We start from the raw sequence: 15,331 nt of genomic DNA on the forward strand, positions 1-15,331 counted from the left end.
CGTGGGACATCCCCGGTGGCCGGTCCACGCGCCCGGGGTCGAGGCGTCTCGCCACGGGACACGGGGCGCCGCACGACCGTGAGCGGTCGCGGCGGGAGGCACGGTGAGAGGGACGCCGCCGCACGACGAGACGGCCGGGACCCGAGTGGGTCCCGGCCGTCTCGTCGGCGGTGCGTGAACGGCTCAGGTGCGGTCGGTCTGCACGTTGCCGGTGTCGATGCCCCGTTGCTCGAGCTTGCTCGTGATGCACTGCTCCTGCTGCGCCTGGGTGGGCAGGCCGGCGCAGTCGGCGAACTCCCGGACCATGCCGCCGAGAAACACCGTCAGCAGGATGTTGAAGACGAGCGCGATGGTGCCGAGCACGATGCCGGTGATCGCGAGCCCTCGCCCTCCGCCCGTCCCCTTGCGGACCTTGCCGAGCGCGACGACGCCGAGGACGATCGCGACGAGCCCGAGCACGGCGGCGAGGAACGGCACGACGCCGAGGAGGAAGGCGACGACGCCGAAGATCAACGCGGCGATCGCGGCGCCCTTGCTCGGCGTCATCCCCGGACCCGACCCGTACGGGTCCATCGCGCCGTACTGCCCGCCCTGGTAGCCCCCACCCTGGTACCCGCCCTGGTAGGCCCCGGGGGGATAGGAGCCCTGACCCGGGCCCGGCTGTCCGGAGGTCTGCTGGGCGTAGGGCTGGCCGCCGTAGGACTGGGAGTACGACGGCGCCTGTCCCGGCGTCCCCTCACCCCACGACGAGCCGCTCGAGGAGTCCGGAGAGGTGGAGCCGCCGAATCCCTCGGCACGAGGCTCCTGAGAAGACGGCCCCGGCGTCCAGGTGTCGCCTCCGCGGGGCGGTTCGCTCGAGTCGTTCCAGGCGGAGGCCCCCGAGGAGTCCGAGTTCCCTGAACCGTGCTGATCGGACATGTCGCTCCTGACGTCGTTCGAACTGCGGTTGCGTCCAGCGTACGGGCGGACCCCGGCGCCGTCCCCTCGTCGGGCGGGGCGAGTCACACCGTTTGGGTCCCGGCGCGGGGGTGCGTCTAGCCTGGCGGTGTGGCTACGGTTCTCGACGAGATCATCGACGGCGTCCGGGAGGACATGGAGGCTCGCCGTGGGCGCGTCCCCCTCGACGCGCTCAAGGAGCGCGCCTCGAAGGTCCTGACCGCGCTCGACGCGGCGGCCGCCCTGCGGGCACCGGGGATCTCGGTGATCAGTGAGGTCAAGCGTTCCAGCCCCAGCAAGGGTGCCCTCGCGATGATCGCCGACCCGGCCGCCCTCGCGCGCGACTACGAGGCCGGCGGCGCCTCGGTCATCAGCGTCCTCACCGAGGAACGACGCTTCGGTGGCAGCCTCGACGACCTCGTCGCGGTTCGGGCGGCGGTCGACGTCCCCGTGCTGCGCAAGGACTTCGTCGTCAGCAGCTATCAGGTGTGGGAGGCACGCGCCCACGGCGCCGACGTCGTCCTGCTCATCGTCGCCGCGCTCGACCAGCCCCAGCTCATCGGGCTGCGGGAGCGCGTCGAATCCCTCGGGATGACGGCCCTGGTCGAGGTCCATGACGAGGAGGAGACCGAGCGTGCCATCGACGCCGGCGCCTCCGTCGTCGGGGTCAACAACCGCAACCTGCGCACGCTGGACGTCGACCGAGGCACGTTCGCCCGACTCGCCCCGCGCATCCCCGAGGCGGTCGTCCGCGTCGCGGAGTCCGGGGTGCGTGGCCCGCACGACGTCATCGAGTTCGCCCGCGCGGGCGCCGACGCCGTCCTCGTGGGGGAGTCCCTCGTCACCGGTGGCGACCCCAGGGCCGCCGTCGCCGATCTCGTCGCCGCCGGTGCCCACCCCGCGCTCCGTGGTGGCAACTGACGCCTCACGACGCCGACCGCGCGCCCACGCGTCCCCGTCGTCCGTACCGCGCGACCTCACGGCGAGACGCCCCACCGCCGGACGCCGCGCGACACCCCGGAACCGCCGGGTCCCTCGGGTCGTTGGTGAGGACGACCTGGCAGACTGCCTCACGACTCACCGCCCCTGACCCAAGGATTCACCGATGACACCCCCGGAGCGCCGATGACAGCACCACGCACACCCGGGCGGTTCGGGGACTTCGGCGGCCGTTACGTGCCCGAGGCCCTCGTCGCCGCTCTCGACGAGCTCGACGAGGCGCGCCGCAAGGCGGCGACCGACCCCGACTTCCAGGCCAGGCTCGCGGCCCTGCACCGCGACTACACCGGCCGCCCGAGCGCGCTCACCGAGGCGACCCGGTTCGCCGAGCACGCCGGGGGTGCGCGGGTCCTGCTCAAGCGGGAGGACCTCAACCACACGGGGTCCCACAAGATCAACAACGTGCTCGGCCAGGCCCTGCTCACCGAGAAGATGGGCAAGCGGCGGATCATCGCCGAGACGGGCGCCGGTCAGCACGGCGTCGCGACGGCCACGGCGGCGGCCCTGCTCGGTCTCGACTGCGTCGTCTACATGGGGGAGCGCGACACGGAGCGTCAGGCGCTCAACGTCGCCCGGATGCGCCTGCTCGGTGCCGAGGTCGTCCCCGTCACGCACGGCAGCCGCACCCTCAAGGACGCGATCAACGAGGCGATGCGCGACTGGGTGACCAACGTCGAGGACACCCACTACTGCATCGGCACGGTCACCGGCCCGCACCCGTTCCCCGAGATGGTCCGCGACTTCCACGCGATCATCGGTGAGGAGGCCCGCGCGCAGATGCTCGAGCGCGTCGGTCGGCTGCCCGACGCCGTCGTCGCCTGTGTCGGCGGTGGCTCCAACGCGATGGGCATCTTCAGCGGATTCCTCGAGGACGAGGGGGTGCGCCTCGTCGGTGTCGAGGCCGGCGGTCAGGGCGTCGCGTCCGGCCGCCACGCCGCCCGGTTCGAGGGCGGCATCCCCGGTGTCCTCCACGGTGCCGCCACCTACGTCCTCCAGGACGAGGACGGCCAGACCATCGAGTCGCACTCCGTCTCCGCCGGGCTCGACTACCCGAGCGTCGGCCCGCAGCACGCGCACCTGCACGACATCGGTCGGGCGGAGTACGTGAGCGCGACCGACGACGAGGCGATGGACGCCTTCGCCCTGCTGTGCCGCACCGAGGGGATCATCCCGGCGATCGAGAGTGCCCACGCCCTCGCCGGAGCGCTCGTCCTCGGCCGTGAACTCGGCCCCGAGGGCGTCGTGCTCGTCAACCTGTCCGGCCGTGGTGACAAGGACGTCGACACCGCCGCTCGGTGGTTCGGGCTCGTCACCGGGGAGGAGCTCGTCGAGGCGGAGGCCGTCAGGGCCGCCGAACCCGTCGACCAGGCCGAGGGGAGCGGATGGTGAGCACGACGCAGCAGAAGGGGCGTCTCGCCGAGGTCTTCGCCCGAGCCCGTGCGGAGGGTCGCGCGGCACTCATCACCTACCTGCCCGTCGGTTACCCGAGCGTCGAGGGCTCCCTCGCGGCGATGCGCACGCTCGTCGAGGCGGGCGCCGACATCGTCGAGGTGGGGGTGCCCTACAGCGACCCGCTCATGGACGGGCCCGTCATCCAGAACGCCGCGCACGTCGCCCTCACCGGCGGGGTCCGTCTCACCGACGTCTTCACCGCGGCCGAGACGGTGACGGAGGCCGGCGGCGTGGCCGTCCCCATGACCTACTGGAACCCCGTGTTGCGCTACGGCATGGAGCGGTTCGCGAGCGACCTCGCGGCCGCGGGAGGCGCGGGTCTCATCACCCCCGATCTCACCCCCGACGAGGCCGAGCAGTGGCGCGAGGTCGCCGCCGCCCACGGCATCGACCCGGTGTTCCTCATCGCCCCCAGCAGCACGGAGGAACGCATCGCGATGACGTGCGCCGCGTGCCCCGGGTTCGTCTACGTCGCCTCGACGATGGGGGTCACCGGCGCCCGCACCGCGGTCGGCAAGGGCGCCGTCACGCTCGTCGAGCGCGCACGGGCCCACACCGACGCGCCGCTCGCCGTCGGGCTCGGCGTCTCCACCGGGGACCAGGCCGCGGAGGTCGCCTCCTTCGCCGACGGCGTCATCGTCGGCTCGGCGCTCGTCTCCTGCCTGGAGTCGACGGAGGGCGAGGACGCCGAGGCGCCGCTCACCCGCCTGCGCGCCCTCACCGAGGAACTCGCCGCGGGCGTGCGCCGGGGGCGCTCATGACCACCACGCACAGGCCCCAGCCCCCGCGGCCCGACACACCGGACGCCGAGGGACCCGCAGGCGCCACGGGGCCAGGCACCGCGGCACCCTGGATCGGCCTGCTCGCCCGCCTCGTCCTCGGCGGCGTGCTCCTCGTCGCCGGCGCACTCAAGGTCGGCCACCCCCGCGCCGCCGCCCGTGCCGCGCAGGCCTACGAGATCCTCCCGTACGACGTCGCCGGCGTCGTCGGCATCGCCCTGCCGGTCGTCGAGATCTTCGTCGGCGCGCTCCTCGTGCTCGGTCTGTTCACCCGCACCTCGGCGGCGATCGGGATGCTGCTCCAGCTCGTCTTCATCGCCGCGATCGCCTCGGTGTGGGCGCGCGGCATCTCCATCGACTGCGGATGCTTCGGCAACGGCGGGATCGTCGACCCCGACGAGACCACGTACGGCTGGGACATCGCCCGCGACGTCGGCCTCGCCCTGTGCGGCCTCTGGCTCGTCGTGCGACCCCGCACCCGCTTCAGCCTCGATTCACGACTGACCCCCGAACGAGTCCCACCCGAAAGGACCCCGGCATGAGCAGCCCCGCGAACGATCCCACCGACCGGAGCGAACGGCAGGCCAAGATCCAGGCCGCCGCACCCCGGCAGAGCAAGGCCAAGCCGATCCTCGCCGTGGTCATCGGTCTGCTCGCCCTGGCCGCGATCATCGCCGCGATCGTCCTCGGCACGAGGAAGGACGACGGTGGCGCGTCCGCGAGCGACCGCCCCAAGGGCGCCGTCTCCGACACCGGCGGCATCATGCTCAACGCCACCGATCCGGGGGAGGGCGTGCCCACCCTCGACGTCTACGAGGACTTCCAGTGCCCCTTCTGCGGGCACTTCCACGACAGCCTCGGGGCGACCACCGACAAGCTCGCGGCGGACGGCAAGGCGAAGGTCGTCATCCACCTCAAGACCTTCCTCGACGACAACCTCCCCGGGGAGCACTCCCTCACCGCGGCCAACGCCGCCGCCTGCGCCTCCGACGTCTCGCCCGAGGCGTTCGCCAAGGTGCACGACGGGATCTTCCAGGCCCGTCCCGAGAAGGAGGGCGACCCGTGGCCCGACATGACGTTCTCCGACGTCGCGACCAAGGCCGGCATCACCGGTGAGGCGAAGACGACGTTCGACAAGTGCGTCGCCGACAAGAAGTACCGGGGCTACCTGGGCCGCGTCGAGGAGCACTCGACGAAGAACGACGGGGTGCGGGGGACGCCGACCTACCGCATCGACGGCAACGAGGTGGACCTGAACCCGTACGTCGACCCGGCCACGAGGCTCCCGCGGAAGGACGCGCCGCAGATGCTGGTCAAGGCCGTCGAGGACGCGACGAAGAAGTGATCACCGCGATCCCCAGCCCGGAGCAGGCCGTCTGGTATCTGGGCCCGTTCCCGCTACGGGCCTACGCGCTCTGCATCCTGGCGGGGATCGTCGTCGCCGTGCTCTGGACGGGACGACGGCTCGACGCGCGAGGGGCGCGACCCGACGCGGTGTGGGACATCGCGATCTGGGTCGTGCCCCTCGGCATCGTCGGGGGTCGGCTCTACCACGTCCTCACGACGCCCGGTCCGTACTTCGGTCCCGGCGGCCACCCGGTCGACGCCCTGAAGATCTGGCACGGCGGGCTCGGCATCTGGGGGGCCGTCGCGCTGGGGGCTCTCGGTGGGTGGATCGGCTGCCGGCAGACCGGCACGTCGTTCCGGGACCTCGGGACCGCGATCGCCCCCGCACTGCCCGTCGCCCAGGCGATCGGCCGCTGGGGCAACTGGTTCAACAACGAGCTCTACGGCGCGCCGACGACGGCCCCGTGGGGCCTCGAGGTCCATCAGTGGGACGCCGCGCGCGGGCAGGCCGTGCGCGATGCGGCCGGTAACGCCGTCGTCCTCGGCACCTACCACCCGACCTTCCTCTACGAGTCCCTGTGGTGCCTGCTCGTCGCCGGGATGCTCCTGCTGCTCGAGCGGCGCCTGCGGCCCGCGCCGGGGCAGCTCTTCGGCGCCTACCTCATGCTCTACACCCTCGGTCGGGGCGTCATCGAGACCCTCCGGATCGACGAGGCGCAGATGGTCCTCGGCCTCCGACTCAACGTGTGGACCTCCCTCGCCGTCTTCGCGCTCGGCGCGGCGTTGTGGTGGTGGTGGCGTCGACCGCGGGAGTCGGTGACGGGTGACCGGACGAGGGTCTCGCCTGCTGTCCATTAGGTGAGATCGCAGGGGTGTGTCTCACTTCACGAGACGGATCTCAATCCCTGACGAGACGCGGCGCTACCCTCTCCTCACTGGCCATCGTCGTCCAGGCCGGGTGCGCCCCACCCCATCCCGACACCGGGCCGAGGACGCGCCCTCGTCGGCCGCGTCCCCGCATCGGGGGTGGGTCGATCCCCACCCCCTCCTCGGCCACGGCCGAGACACGCCCACCAAGGACGGTGAGACATGCCTCCTGCGTTCTCCGCACTCCCGGCCGCTCAGGGTCTGTACGACCCGGCGCGCGAGCGTGACGCCTGTGGTGTCGCGATGGTCGCGACGCTGCGCGGTACGCCCGGACACGACATCGTCGAGTACGGCCTCCAGGCCCTGCTCAACCTCGACCACCGCGGCGCCACCGGCGCCGACCCGGACGTGGGCGACGGCGCCGGCATCCTCACGCAGATCCCCGACGCGTTCTTCCGCGAGGTCGTCGAGTTCGAGCTCCCTCAGGTGGGGCAGTACGTCGTGGGCACGGCCTATCTGCCGCAGGACGCCGACGAGGCCGCCGAGGTCCGCGATGGCCTCGCCCGCCTCGCGGCCGAGGAGGGGCTGACCGTCCTCGGGTGGCGTGACCTCCCCACCGACCCCACCGGCATCGGCAGGGCCGCCCTGGAGGTCATGCCGACGTTCGCGCAGGTCTTCCTCGTGGCCGACACCGCCGGACTCAAGGGGCTGCCGCTGGAGCGGCGCGCGTTCTGTCTGCGCAAGCGCGCCGAACGCGACCTCGAGGTGTACTTCCCCTCGCTGTCGTGCCGCACCCACGTCTACAAGGGCATGCTCACCCCGGGTCAGCTCACGACGTTCTACCCCGACCTGTCCGACCCCCGCCTCGAGAGCGAGATCGCGCTCGTCCACTCCCGGTTCTCCACCAACACCTTCCCCACGTGGACCCTCGCGCACCCGTTCCGCCTCATCGCGCACAACGGTGAGATCAACACCGTCAAGGGCAACCGCAACTGGATGAGCGCCCGCGAGTCGCGGCTCGAGACGGACCTGCTCGGCGACGACCTCTCGCGCCTGTTCCCGATCTGCACCCCCGGCGCGTCGGACTCCGCGAGCTTCGACGAGGCCCTCGAGCTCATCCACCTCGGCGGCCGGTCGCTGCCGCACGCGGTGCTCATGATGATCCCCGAGGCGTGGGAGAACCACGCCGAGATGGACCCGGCCCGCCGCGCCTTCTACGAGTACCACTCGATGTTCATGGAGCCGTGGGACGGCCCGGCCAACGTCGCGTTCTCCGACGGGCGTCTCGTCGGCGCGGTCCTCGACCGCAACGGCCTGCGTCCCGGGCGCTACTGGGTCACCGAGGACGGGCTCGTCGTCCTCGGCTCCGAGGCCGGCGTGCTTCCCATCGAGCCCGAGCGCGTCAAGCGGCGCGGTCGCCTCAAGCCCGGGCGGATGTTCCTCGTCGACACCGAGCAGGGACGCATCGTCGGCGACGACGAGGTCAAGGCCGCCCTCGCGGCGGAGCACCCCTACGAGCAGTGGCTCGCCGACGGCCTCGTGCGTCTCGAGGACCTCCCCGAACGGGAGCACATCCTGCACTCGCCGAGTTCCGTCGCGCGCCGACAGCAGACCTTCGGGTACACCCAGGAGGAGCTGCGGATCATCCTCGGACCCATGGCCCGCACCGGCGCCGAGGCGCTCGGTTCCATGGGAACGGACACGCCGATCGCCGTGCTCTCGGAGCGGCCGCGGCTCATCTTCGACTACTTCACGCAGCTGTTCGCGCAGGTCACCAACCCGCCGCTCGACGCCATCCGCGAGGAACTCGTCACCTCGATCGGCTCGGTCCTCGGCCCCGAGGGCAACCTGCTCGAGCCCGGCCCCGAGCACGCCCGCCAGATCTCCGTGCCGTTCCCCGTCATCGACAACGACGACCTCGCCAAGATCGTCCACATCGACGAGGACGTCTTCGGCGAGGTGCAGGGCGAGCGACGCACGGTCGTCGTCAAGGGTCTGTACGACGTCGCCGGGGGAGCGCCGGCGATGCGCCGCCGCCTCGAGATGATCTTCCAGGAGGTCTCCCTCGCGATCAGCCGCGGCGCGAAGTTCATCGTCCTCTCCGACCGCGACTCCGGTCCCGACCAGGCGCCGATCCCCTCGCTGCTGCTCACCGCGGCCGTGCACCACCACCTCGTGCGCGAGAAGACCCGCACCGACGTCGGTCTCATCATCGAGTCCGGTGACGTGCGCGAGGTCCACCACGTCGCCCTCCTCATCGGGTACGGCGCGGCCGTCGTCAACCCCTACCTCGCGATGGAGTCCGTCGAGGACCTCGTGCGCCGCGGCGGACTGCCCGGCGTCACCGCCGAGGACGCGGTGCACAACCTCATCAAGGCGCTCGGCAAGGGCGTGCTCAAGGTGATGTCGAAGATGGGCATCAGCACGGTCGCGTCCTACCGCGGCGCGCAGGTCTTCGAGTGCATCGGGCTCTCCCAGGAGGTCGTCGACGCCTACTTCACGGGCACGACGAGCCAGCTCGGTGGCGTCGGTCTCGACGTCATCGCCGAGGAGGTCGCCGCCCGTCACGCCGTCGCCTACCCCAAGGACGGCATCGCCCCCTCCCACCGGGTGCTCCCCATCGGCGGGGAGTACCAGTGGCGCCGTGAGGGAGAGCCCCACCTGTTCGACCCGGAGACGGTGTTCCGTCTCCAGCACTCGACGCGGGCGCGTCGGTACGACACGTTCAAGCAGTACACCGAGCGGGTCGACGACCAGAGCCGCCGCCTCATGACGCTGCGCGGGCTCTTCACGTTCCGCGAGGGCGTGCGCCCGCCGGTGCCGATCGAGGAGGTCGAGCCGGTCTCCGAGATCGTCAAGCGGTTCTCCACCGGCGCGATGAGCTACGGCTCCATCAGCCAGGAGGCCCACGAGACCCTGGCGATCGCGATGAACCGTCTCGGTGGCAAGTCGAACACCGGCGAGGGCGGGGAGGACCGTGAGCGGCTGCTCGACCCCGTGCGCCGCAGCGCGATCAAGCAGGTCGCCTCGGGCCGTTTCGGCGTGACGAGCCTCTACCTCACCCACGCCGACGACATCCAGATCAAGATGGCGCAGGGCGCGAAGCCCGGCGAGGGCGGTCAGCTCCCCGGCACCAAGGTGTACCCGTGGGTGGCGAAGACCCGTCACAGCACCCCCGGCGTCGGGCTCATCAGCCCGCCGCCGCACCACGACATCTATTCGATCGAGGACCTCGCGCAGCTCATCCACGACCTCAAGTGCGCCAACCCCAACGCGCGCATCCACGTCAAGCTCGTCTCCGAGGTCGGCGTGGGCACGGTCGCGGCGGGCGTGAGCAAGGCCCACGCGGACGTCGTGCTCATCTCGGGTCACGACGGCGGCACCGGCGCCTCGCCGCTCACCTCCCTCAAGCACGCGGGGGCGCCGTGGGAGCTCGGTCTCGCCGAGACCCAACAGACGCTCGTCCTCAACCATCTGCGCGACCGCATCGTCGTCCAGGCCGACGGGCAGCTCAAGACGGGCCGCGACGTCGTCGTGGCGGCGCTGCTCGGCGCCGAGGAGTTCGGTTTCGCCACGGCCCCGCTCGTCGTCAGCGGCTGCATCATGATGCGCGTCTGCCACCAGGACACGTGCCCGGTCGGTATCGCCACCCAGAACCCGGAGTTGCGGGAACGCTTCTCGGGCAAGCCGGAGTTCGTCGAGACGTTCTTCGAGTACATCGCCGAGGAGGTCCGCGAGTACCTCGCCGCGTTGGGCTTCCGCTCGATCCAGGAGGCCGTCGGCCAGGCGGGGGTCATCGACACCGCCGACGCCGTGGCCCACTGGAAGGCCTCGGGTCTCGACCTCGCGCCGCTGCTCGTCGAGGCCGTGCCCGACGACGGGTCGACCCGCTACTGCACCCAGGGGCAGGACCACGCGCTCGGGGAGTCCCTCGACGTCGACCTCATCGCACAGGCCCGCGCCGCGATCGACGGGGGCGGCCCCGTCGAGATCACGGCGACGATCCGCAACGTCGACCGCACGGTCGGCACGATGCTCGGGCACGAGGTCACGGTCGCGAACCCCGACGGGCTGCCCGAGGACCACATCACCGTCGAGCTGTCGGGGGAGGCAGGGCAGAGCCTCGGCGCGTTCGTCCCCCGGGGCGTCACGCTGCGGCTGCTCGGCGAGGCCAACGACTACGTCGGCAAGGGGCTCTCCGGCGGGCGGATCATCGTCCGCCCGGCGCCCGGGTCGCCCATCGCGGCCGAGGCGAACGTCATCGCCGGCAACGTCGTCGGGTACGGCGCGACCAGCGGTGAGATCTTCCTGCGCGGCCAGGCCGGCGAGCGCTTCTGCGTGCGGAACTCGGGTGCCACCGCCGTCGTCGAGGGCGTCGGCGACCACGGCTGCGAATACATGACCGGAGGCTGCGTGGTCGTCCTCGGCGCCGTGGGCCGCAACTTCGGCGCCGGCATGTCCGGCGGCCTCGCCTACGTCCTCGACCTCGAGGACCACCGCGTCAACGGCGAACTCGTCGACGTCCTGCGTCTGCGGGACTCCGACGACGAGGTGCTGCGCGGACTGCTCACCCGGCACGTCGAGGAGACGGGGTCGGCCGTCGCCGCCGGGCTCCTCGCCGACTGGGAGGCCGCCCGGGCCCGCTTCTCCCTCGTTCTTCCGCGCGCATACCAGCGCGTCCTCGACGTCCGCGAGCAGGCGGCGTCACAAGGACTGTCCCCCGACTCCCCCGACGTGTGGGAGCGCATCATGGAGGTGACCCGTGGCTGACCCCCAGGGCTTTCTCAAGCACCGCGACCGTGCGCTGCCCGCCCGGCGTCCCGTCCCCGTCCGCATCAAGGACTGGCGGGAGGTCTACGAGGAGCAGTCCGAGGGCGAGCTCCGCGACCAGGCGAGCCGGTGCATGGACTGCGGGATCCCGTTCTGTCACAGCGCGTGTCCGCTCGGCAACCTCATCCCCGAGTGGAACACGTTCACGTGGAACGGTCGCTGGCCCGAGGCCATCGAGCGGCTCCACGCGACGAACAACTTCCCCGAGTTCACCGGGCGGCTGTGTCCCGCGCCCTGCGAGACGGCGTGCGTCCTCGGCATCAACCAGCCGGCGGTGACCATCAAGCAGGTCGAGGTGAGCATCGTCGAGAAGGCGTTCGACCTCGGCCGCGTCGAACCGATCATCCCCGAGCGCCTGTCGGGCCGCACGGTCGCCGTGATCGGGTCGGGACCCGCCGGGCTCGCCGCCGCCCAGCAGCTCACCCGCGCCGGTCACACGGTCGCGGTGTTCGAGCGGGCCGACAAGGCCGGCGGGCTGCTCCGATACGGCATCCCCGAGTTCAAGATGGAGAAGTCGGTCCTCGACCGCCGTCTCGCGCAGATGCGCGCCGAGGGCACCCGGTTCCGCACCGGCGTCGAGATCGGCGTCGACATCACGGCCGAGGACCTCCGTCGTCGCTACGACGCGGTCGTCATCGCGACCGGCGCCACGGTGCCGCGCGACCTTCCCGTCCCCGGGCGCGACCTCGAGGGCATCCACCAGGCGATGACGTACCTGCCACAGGGCAACCGCGTCGCCGTCGGGCAGGAGGTCGAGGGCCAGATCCTCGCGACCGGCAAGGACGTCGTCGTCATCGGCGGCGGCGACACCGGCGCCGACTGCATCGGCACGGCCCACCGTCAGGGCGCCCGGTCGGTGACGAGCCTCGAGATCATGCCGATGCCGGGGGAGCAGCGGTCCGAGGCGCACCCGTGGCCGACCTACCCGATGCTCTACCGCGTCGCGAGCGCCCACGAGGAGGGCGGCGACCGCGTCTACTCGGTCGGCACGAAGGAGTTCGTCGGCGAGGACGGCCACGTCACCGGCCTGCGCCTCAACGAGGTCGCGTTCGAGAACGGCCGCCCCGTCGAGGTCGAGGGCAGCGAGCGGGTCATCCCGGCCCAGCTCGTCCTCCTCGCGATGGGCTTCGTCGGCCCCGAGGGCGGGGGGCTGGTCGAACAGCTCGGCCTCGAGGTCGACGACCGCACCTCGCTCGTGCGCGACGAGAACTTCATGACCCGCATGCCGGGCGTCTTCGTCGCCGGTGACGCCGGACGTGGGCAGTCGCTCATCGTGTGGGCCATCGCCGAGGGGCGCAGCGCGGCGCGAGGCGTCGACGCGTGGTTGTCGGGCACCTCGACCCTCCCGCGCCCCATCGCCCCGAGCGACCGCGCGCTGATGGTCTGAGCCCCGTCCACCCCGCCATGCCCGCCCCACCCCGCCGATGACGTCATCGGTGACGTCATCGAATCCAGGGTCCTGACCCCCGGATCGATGACCTCATCGATGACGTCATCCGGCTGGAGGGCGGCGGTGAGCCCACCTCGGCCACGGCCCCGGACGTCACCGATCCCCGGGCACGACCACGGTCGCGAATGCTCGTTCGGGCAATGTTCACCGAACGACTCCGCTGCCGTCCGACCTCCGGTGGCAGGGGAGTCGGAGTGCCCCTCCTAGAATGGGGTCATGCGCCGCGCGAAGATCGTCAGCACCCTGGGCCCCGCCGTCAACAGCAAGGAGGACATCCGTCGCCTCGTCGATGCCGGTATCGACGTCGCCCGGATCAACCGCTCCCACGGCTCCTACGAGGAGCACGAGCAGTCCATCCGCTGGGTCCACGAGGCCGCGGCCGAGTCGGGCCGCGCGGTGGCCGTGCTCGTCGACCTCCAGGGTCCCAAGATCCGCACCGGTCGGTTCTCCGCCGGGCCCATCCACCTCGCGGTCGGCGACATCTTCACGATCACGACCGACGAGGTCGACGGCAACGCCGAGCGCGTCGGCACGACCTACAAGGGTCTGCCGGGGGACGTGCGCGTCGGTGACCTGCTCCTCATCGACGACGGCAAGATCAAGCTCCAGGCCACGGCCGTCACCGACACCGACGTCACGTGCGTGACGCTCGAGGGCGGCACGGTGAGCAACAACAAGGGCATCAACCTGCCCGGCGTCGCCGTCAGCGTCCCGGCCCTGTCGGAGAAGGACGAGGACGACCTGCGGTGGGCGTTGCGCGTCGGCGCCGACTGGATCGCGCTGTCCTTCGTCCGGGACGCCTCCGACATCACCCGCGTGCACGAGATCATGGCCGAGGTCGGGCTCTCCCGTCCGGTCCTCGCCAAGGTCGAGAAGCCGCAGGCCGTCGCGAACCTCGAGGAGATCGTCCGGGCGTTCGACGGCATCATGGTCGCCCGCGGTGACCTCGGGGTCGAGATGCCGCTCGAGGAGGTCCCGCTCGTCCAGAAGCGCGCCGTCGAGCTCGCCCGCCGCGACGCCAAGCCGGTCATCGTCGCCACCCAGGTGCTCGAGTCGATGATCGAGAACTCCCGCCCCACCCGCGCCGAGGCCTCCGACTGCGCCAACGCCGTCCTCGACGGCGCGGACGCGATCATGCTCTCCGGGGAGACGAGCGTCGGCGCCTGGCCGATCCTCGCGGTGCAGACGATGGCGCGCATCATCGAGAACACCGAGGACCACGGCCTCTCCCGCATCCCCCCGCTCGGCACGACGCCGCACACCACCGGTGGCGCCGTCACCAAGGCCGCCGCCGAGATCGGCCAGTACGTCAACGCCAAGTACCTCGTCACGTTCACGAGCTCCGGTGACTCCGCGCGGCGCATGTCGCGCGTGCGCCCCACGCTGCCGATGCTCGCCTTCACGCAGAAGCCGCACACCCGTCGCCGCCTGGCGCTCACGTGGGGCATCACGGCGTTCAACATCCCCGAGCTCGAGGACACCTCGGCGATGGTCGCGGCGGTCGACCGCATCCTGCTCGAACAGGCCCGCTGCACCCACGGCGACACGATCGTCGTCGTCGCCGGCCGCCCCCACGGCGTCCCCGGCTCGACGAACGCGTTGCAGGTCCACCGCGTCGGGGGCCTCGCCGACTGAGGCGGGACGAGCCCGTCGCCGGCGTCGTCGCGCGCGGCGACGGCGACACCGTGGCCACCGGGCCCCGGGCTCACGGAGACGGCCCCGGTGCCCGGGTAGACTGGGCGCCGCACACCCGCCGGGGTGGTGGAATGGCAGACACGGAGCACTCAAAATGCTCTGGGCGAAAGCCCGTGCGGGTTCAAGTCCCGCCCTCGGCACACGCGCGACGTCTGGGACGTCGAGGCGACGCACGACCACACGACAGGGCGGACCGCTCGGTTCGCCCTGTCGTGTGTCCGGGGAATCCGCCCACCTGTGAGCGGCGCCACGCGTCCCGACACCCTCGCCCGGTCCCGACGGCCGTAGGGGTGAGGCATTGCGCACACCACAGGCGTCCGAGTGTCTTCCCAGGTGACGCCGACCCTTATCGTGGTGGGCGTGACTTCAACGGAGAATCCCGCCGCCCCCGCCAATCTGCGGATCGTCATCGCCGAGGACGAGGCCCTCATCCGCCTCGACCTCGCCGAGATGCTCGAGGACGCCGGCTACGAGGTCGTCGCCCAGGCAGGCGATGGAGCGGCCGCCGTGGAGGCCATCCGTGAGCACCGCCCCGATCTCGCGATCATGGACATCAAGATGCCGGAGATGGACGGGCTCACCGCGGCCAAGACCGTCGGCGAGGAGCGGATCGCCCCGGTCGTCATGCTCACGGCCTTCAGCGACAAGGACCTCGTCGAGCGTGCCCGCGACGCCGGTGTCATGGCCTACGTCGTCAAGCCGTTCTCCATCGACGACCTCCGCCCCGCGATCGCCATCGCCCGGTCCCGCTGGGAGGAGTGGCAGGCGCTCACCGCCGAGGTCGCCGACCTCGCCGACCGGCTCGAGACCCGCAAGGTCGTCGACCGCGCCAAGGGCATCCTCATGAAGCAGCTCAAGCTCTCCGAGCAGGACGCGTTCCGCTGGATCCAGAAGACCGCGATGGATCGGCGCCTCGGCATGAAGGACGTCGCCGACGCCGTCATCGCCGGGATGCCGCAGAAGTAGCCGCGACCGC

General features: G+C 71.6%; 11 protein-coding genes and 1 tRNA gene. 11 read left to right on the forward strand and 1 reads right to left on the reverse strand.

The window, feature by feature from the left end; translation table 11 throughout:
* Positions 1–183 precede the first annotated feature (183 nt).
* Entirely contained in the window at positions 184–918 is a 735-nt protein-coding gene (locus RT054_RS06690; protein WP_313022698.1) for a DUF4190 domain-containing protein, read from the reverse strand.
* 129 nt (positions 919–1,047) lie between these two features.
* Between RT054_RS06690 and trpC the strand changes: the two genes are divergently transcribed.
* From trpC to RT054_RS06745, 11 genes are all read left to right on the forward strand, one after another.
* Positions 1,048–1,857 (forward strand): indole-3-glycerol phosphate synthase TrpC, encoded by an 810-nt coding sequence (gene trpC, locus RT054_RS06695; protein WP_313022700.1) that lies wholly within the window; start codon positions 1,048–1,050, stop codon positions 1,855–1,857.
* Between the two features lie 204 nt (positions 1,858–2,061).
* The gene (trpB, locus tag RT054_RS06700) at positions 2,062–3,324 is read left to right on the forward strand and encodes a tryptophan synthase subunit beta (RefSeq protein WP_312721162.1); all 1,263 of its coding nucleotides are present in this window, start codon (positions 2,062–2,064) and stop codon (positions 3,322–3,324) included.
* Entirely contained in the window at positions 3,318–4,148 is an 831-nt protein-coding gene (trpA, locus tag RT054_RS06705) for a tryptophan synthase subunit alpha (RefSeq protein ID WP_312721164.1), read from the forward strand. Before trpB ends, trpA begins: the two co-directional genes overlap by 7 nt.
* The gene (locus RT054_RS06710) at positions 4,145–4,708 is read left to right on the forward strand and encodes a MauE/DoxX family redox-associated membrane protein (protein ID WP_313022701.1); all 564 of its coding nucleotides are present in this window, start codon (positions 4,145–4,147) and stop codon (positions 4,706–4,708) included. Before trpA ends, RT054_RS06710 begins: the two co-directional genes overlap by 4 nt.
* Positions 4,705–5,511 (forward strand): thioredoxin domain-containing protein, encoded by an 807-nt coding sequence (locus RT054_RS06715; RefSeq protein ID WP_313022702.1) that lies wholly within the window; start codon positions 4,705–4,707, stop codon positions 5,509–5,511. Before RT054_RS06710 ends, RT054_RS06715 begins: the two co-directional genes overlap by 4 nt.
* Positions 5,508–6,371 (forward strand): prolipoprotein diacylglyceryl transferase, encoded by an 864-nt coding sequence (gene lgt, locus RT054_RS06720; protein WP_312721170.1) that lies wholly within the window; start codon positions 5,508–5,510, stop codon positions 6,369–6,371. Before RT054_RS06715 ends, lgt begins: the two co-directional genes overlap by 4 nt.
* Before the next feature lie 231 nt (positions 6,372–6,602).
* Complete coding sequence (gene gltB, locus RT054_RS06725) at positions 6,603–11,150, forward strand: glutamate synthase large subunit (RefSeq protein ID WP_313022703.1); 4,548 nt, start codon at positions 6,603–6,605, stop codon at positions 11,148–11,150.
* On the forward strand, positions 11,143–12,597 hold the full coding sequence (locus tag RT054_RS06730) for a glutamate synthase subunit beta (RefSeq protein ID WP_312721174.1): 1,455 nt from the start codon (positions 11,143–11,145) through the stop codon (positions 12,595–12,597). The genes gltB and RT054_RS06730 overlap by 8 nt, the downstream gene beginning before the upstream one ends.
* Positions 12,598–12,876: 279 nt before the next feature.
* Complete coding sequence (gene pyk, locus RT054_RS06735; protein WP_312721176.1) at positions 12,877–14,295, forward strand: pyruvate kinase; 1,419 nt, start codon at positions 12,877–12,879, stop codon at positions 14,293–14,295.
* Between the two features lie 117 nt (positions 14,296–14,412).
* Positions 14,413–14,495: transfer RNA gene (locus RT054_RS06740), tRNA-Leu, on the forward strand.
* A gap of 220 nt (positions 14,496–14,715) precedes the next feature.
* Complete coding sequence (locus RT054_RS06745) at positions 14,716–15,321, forward strand: response regulator (protein ID WP_312721178.1); 606 nt, start codon at positions 14,716–14,718, stop codon at positions 15,319–15,321.
* Positions 15,322–15,331: the final 10 nt, after the last annotated feature.

The organism is Mobilicoccus sp., assembly GCF_032060985.1.
Classification (GTDB): Bacteria; Actinomycetota; Actinomycetes; order Actinomycetales; family Dermatophilaceae; genus Mobilicoccus.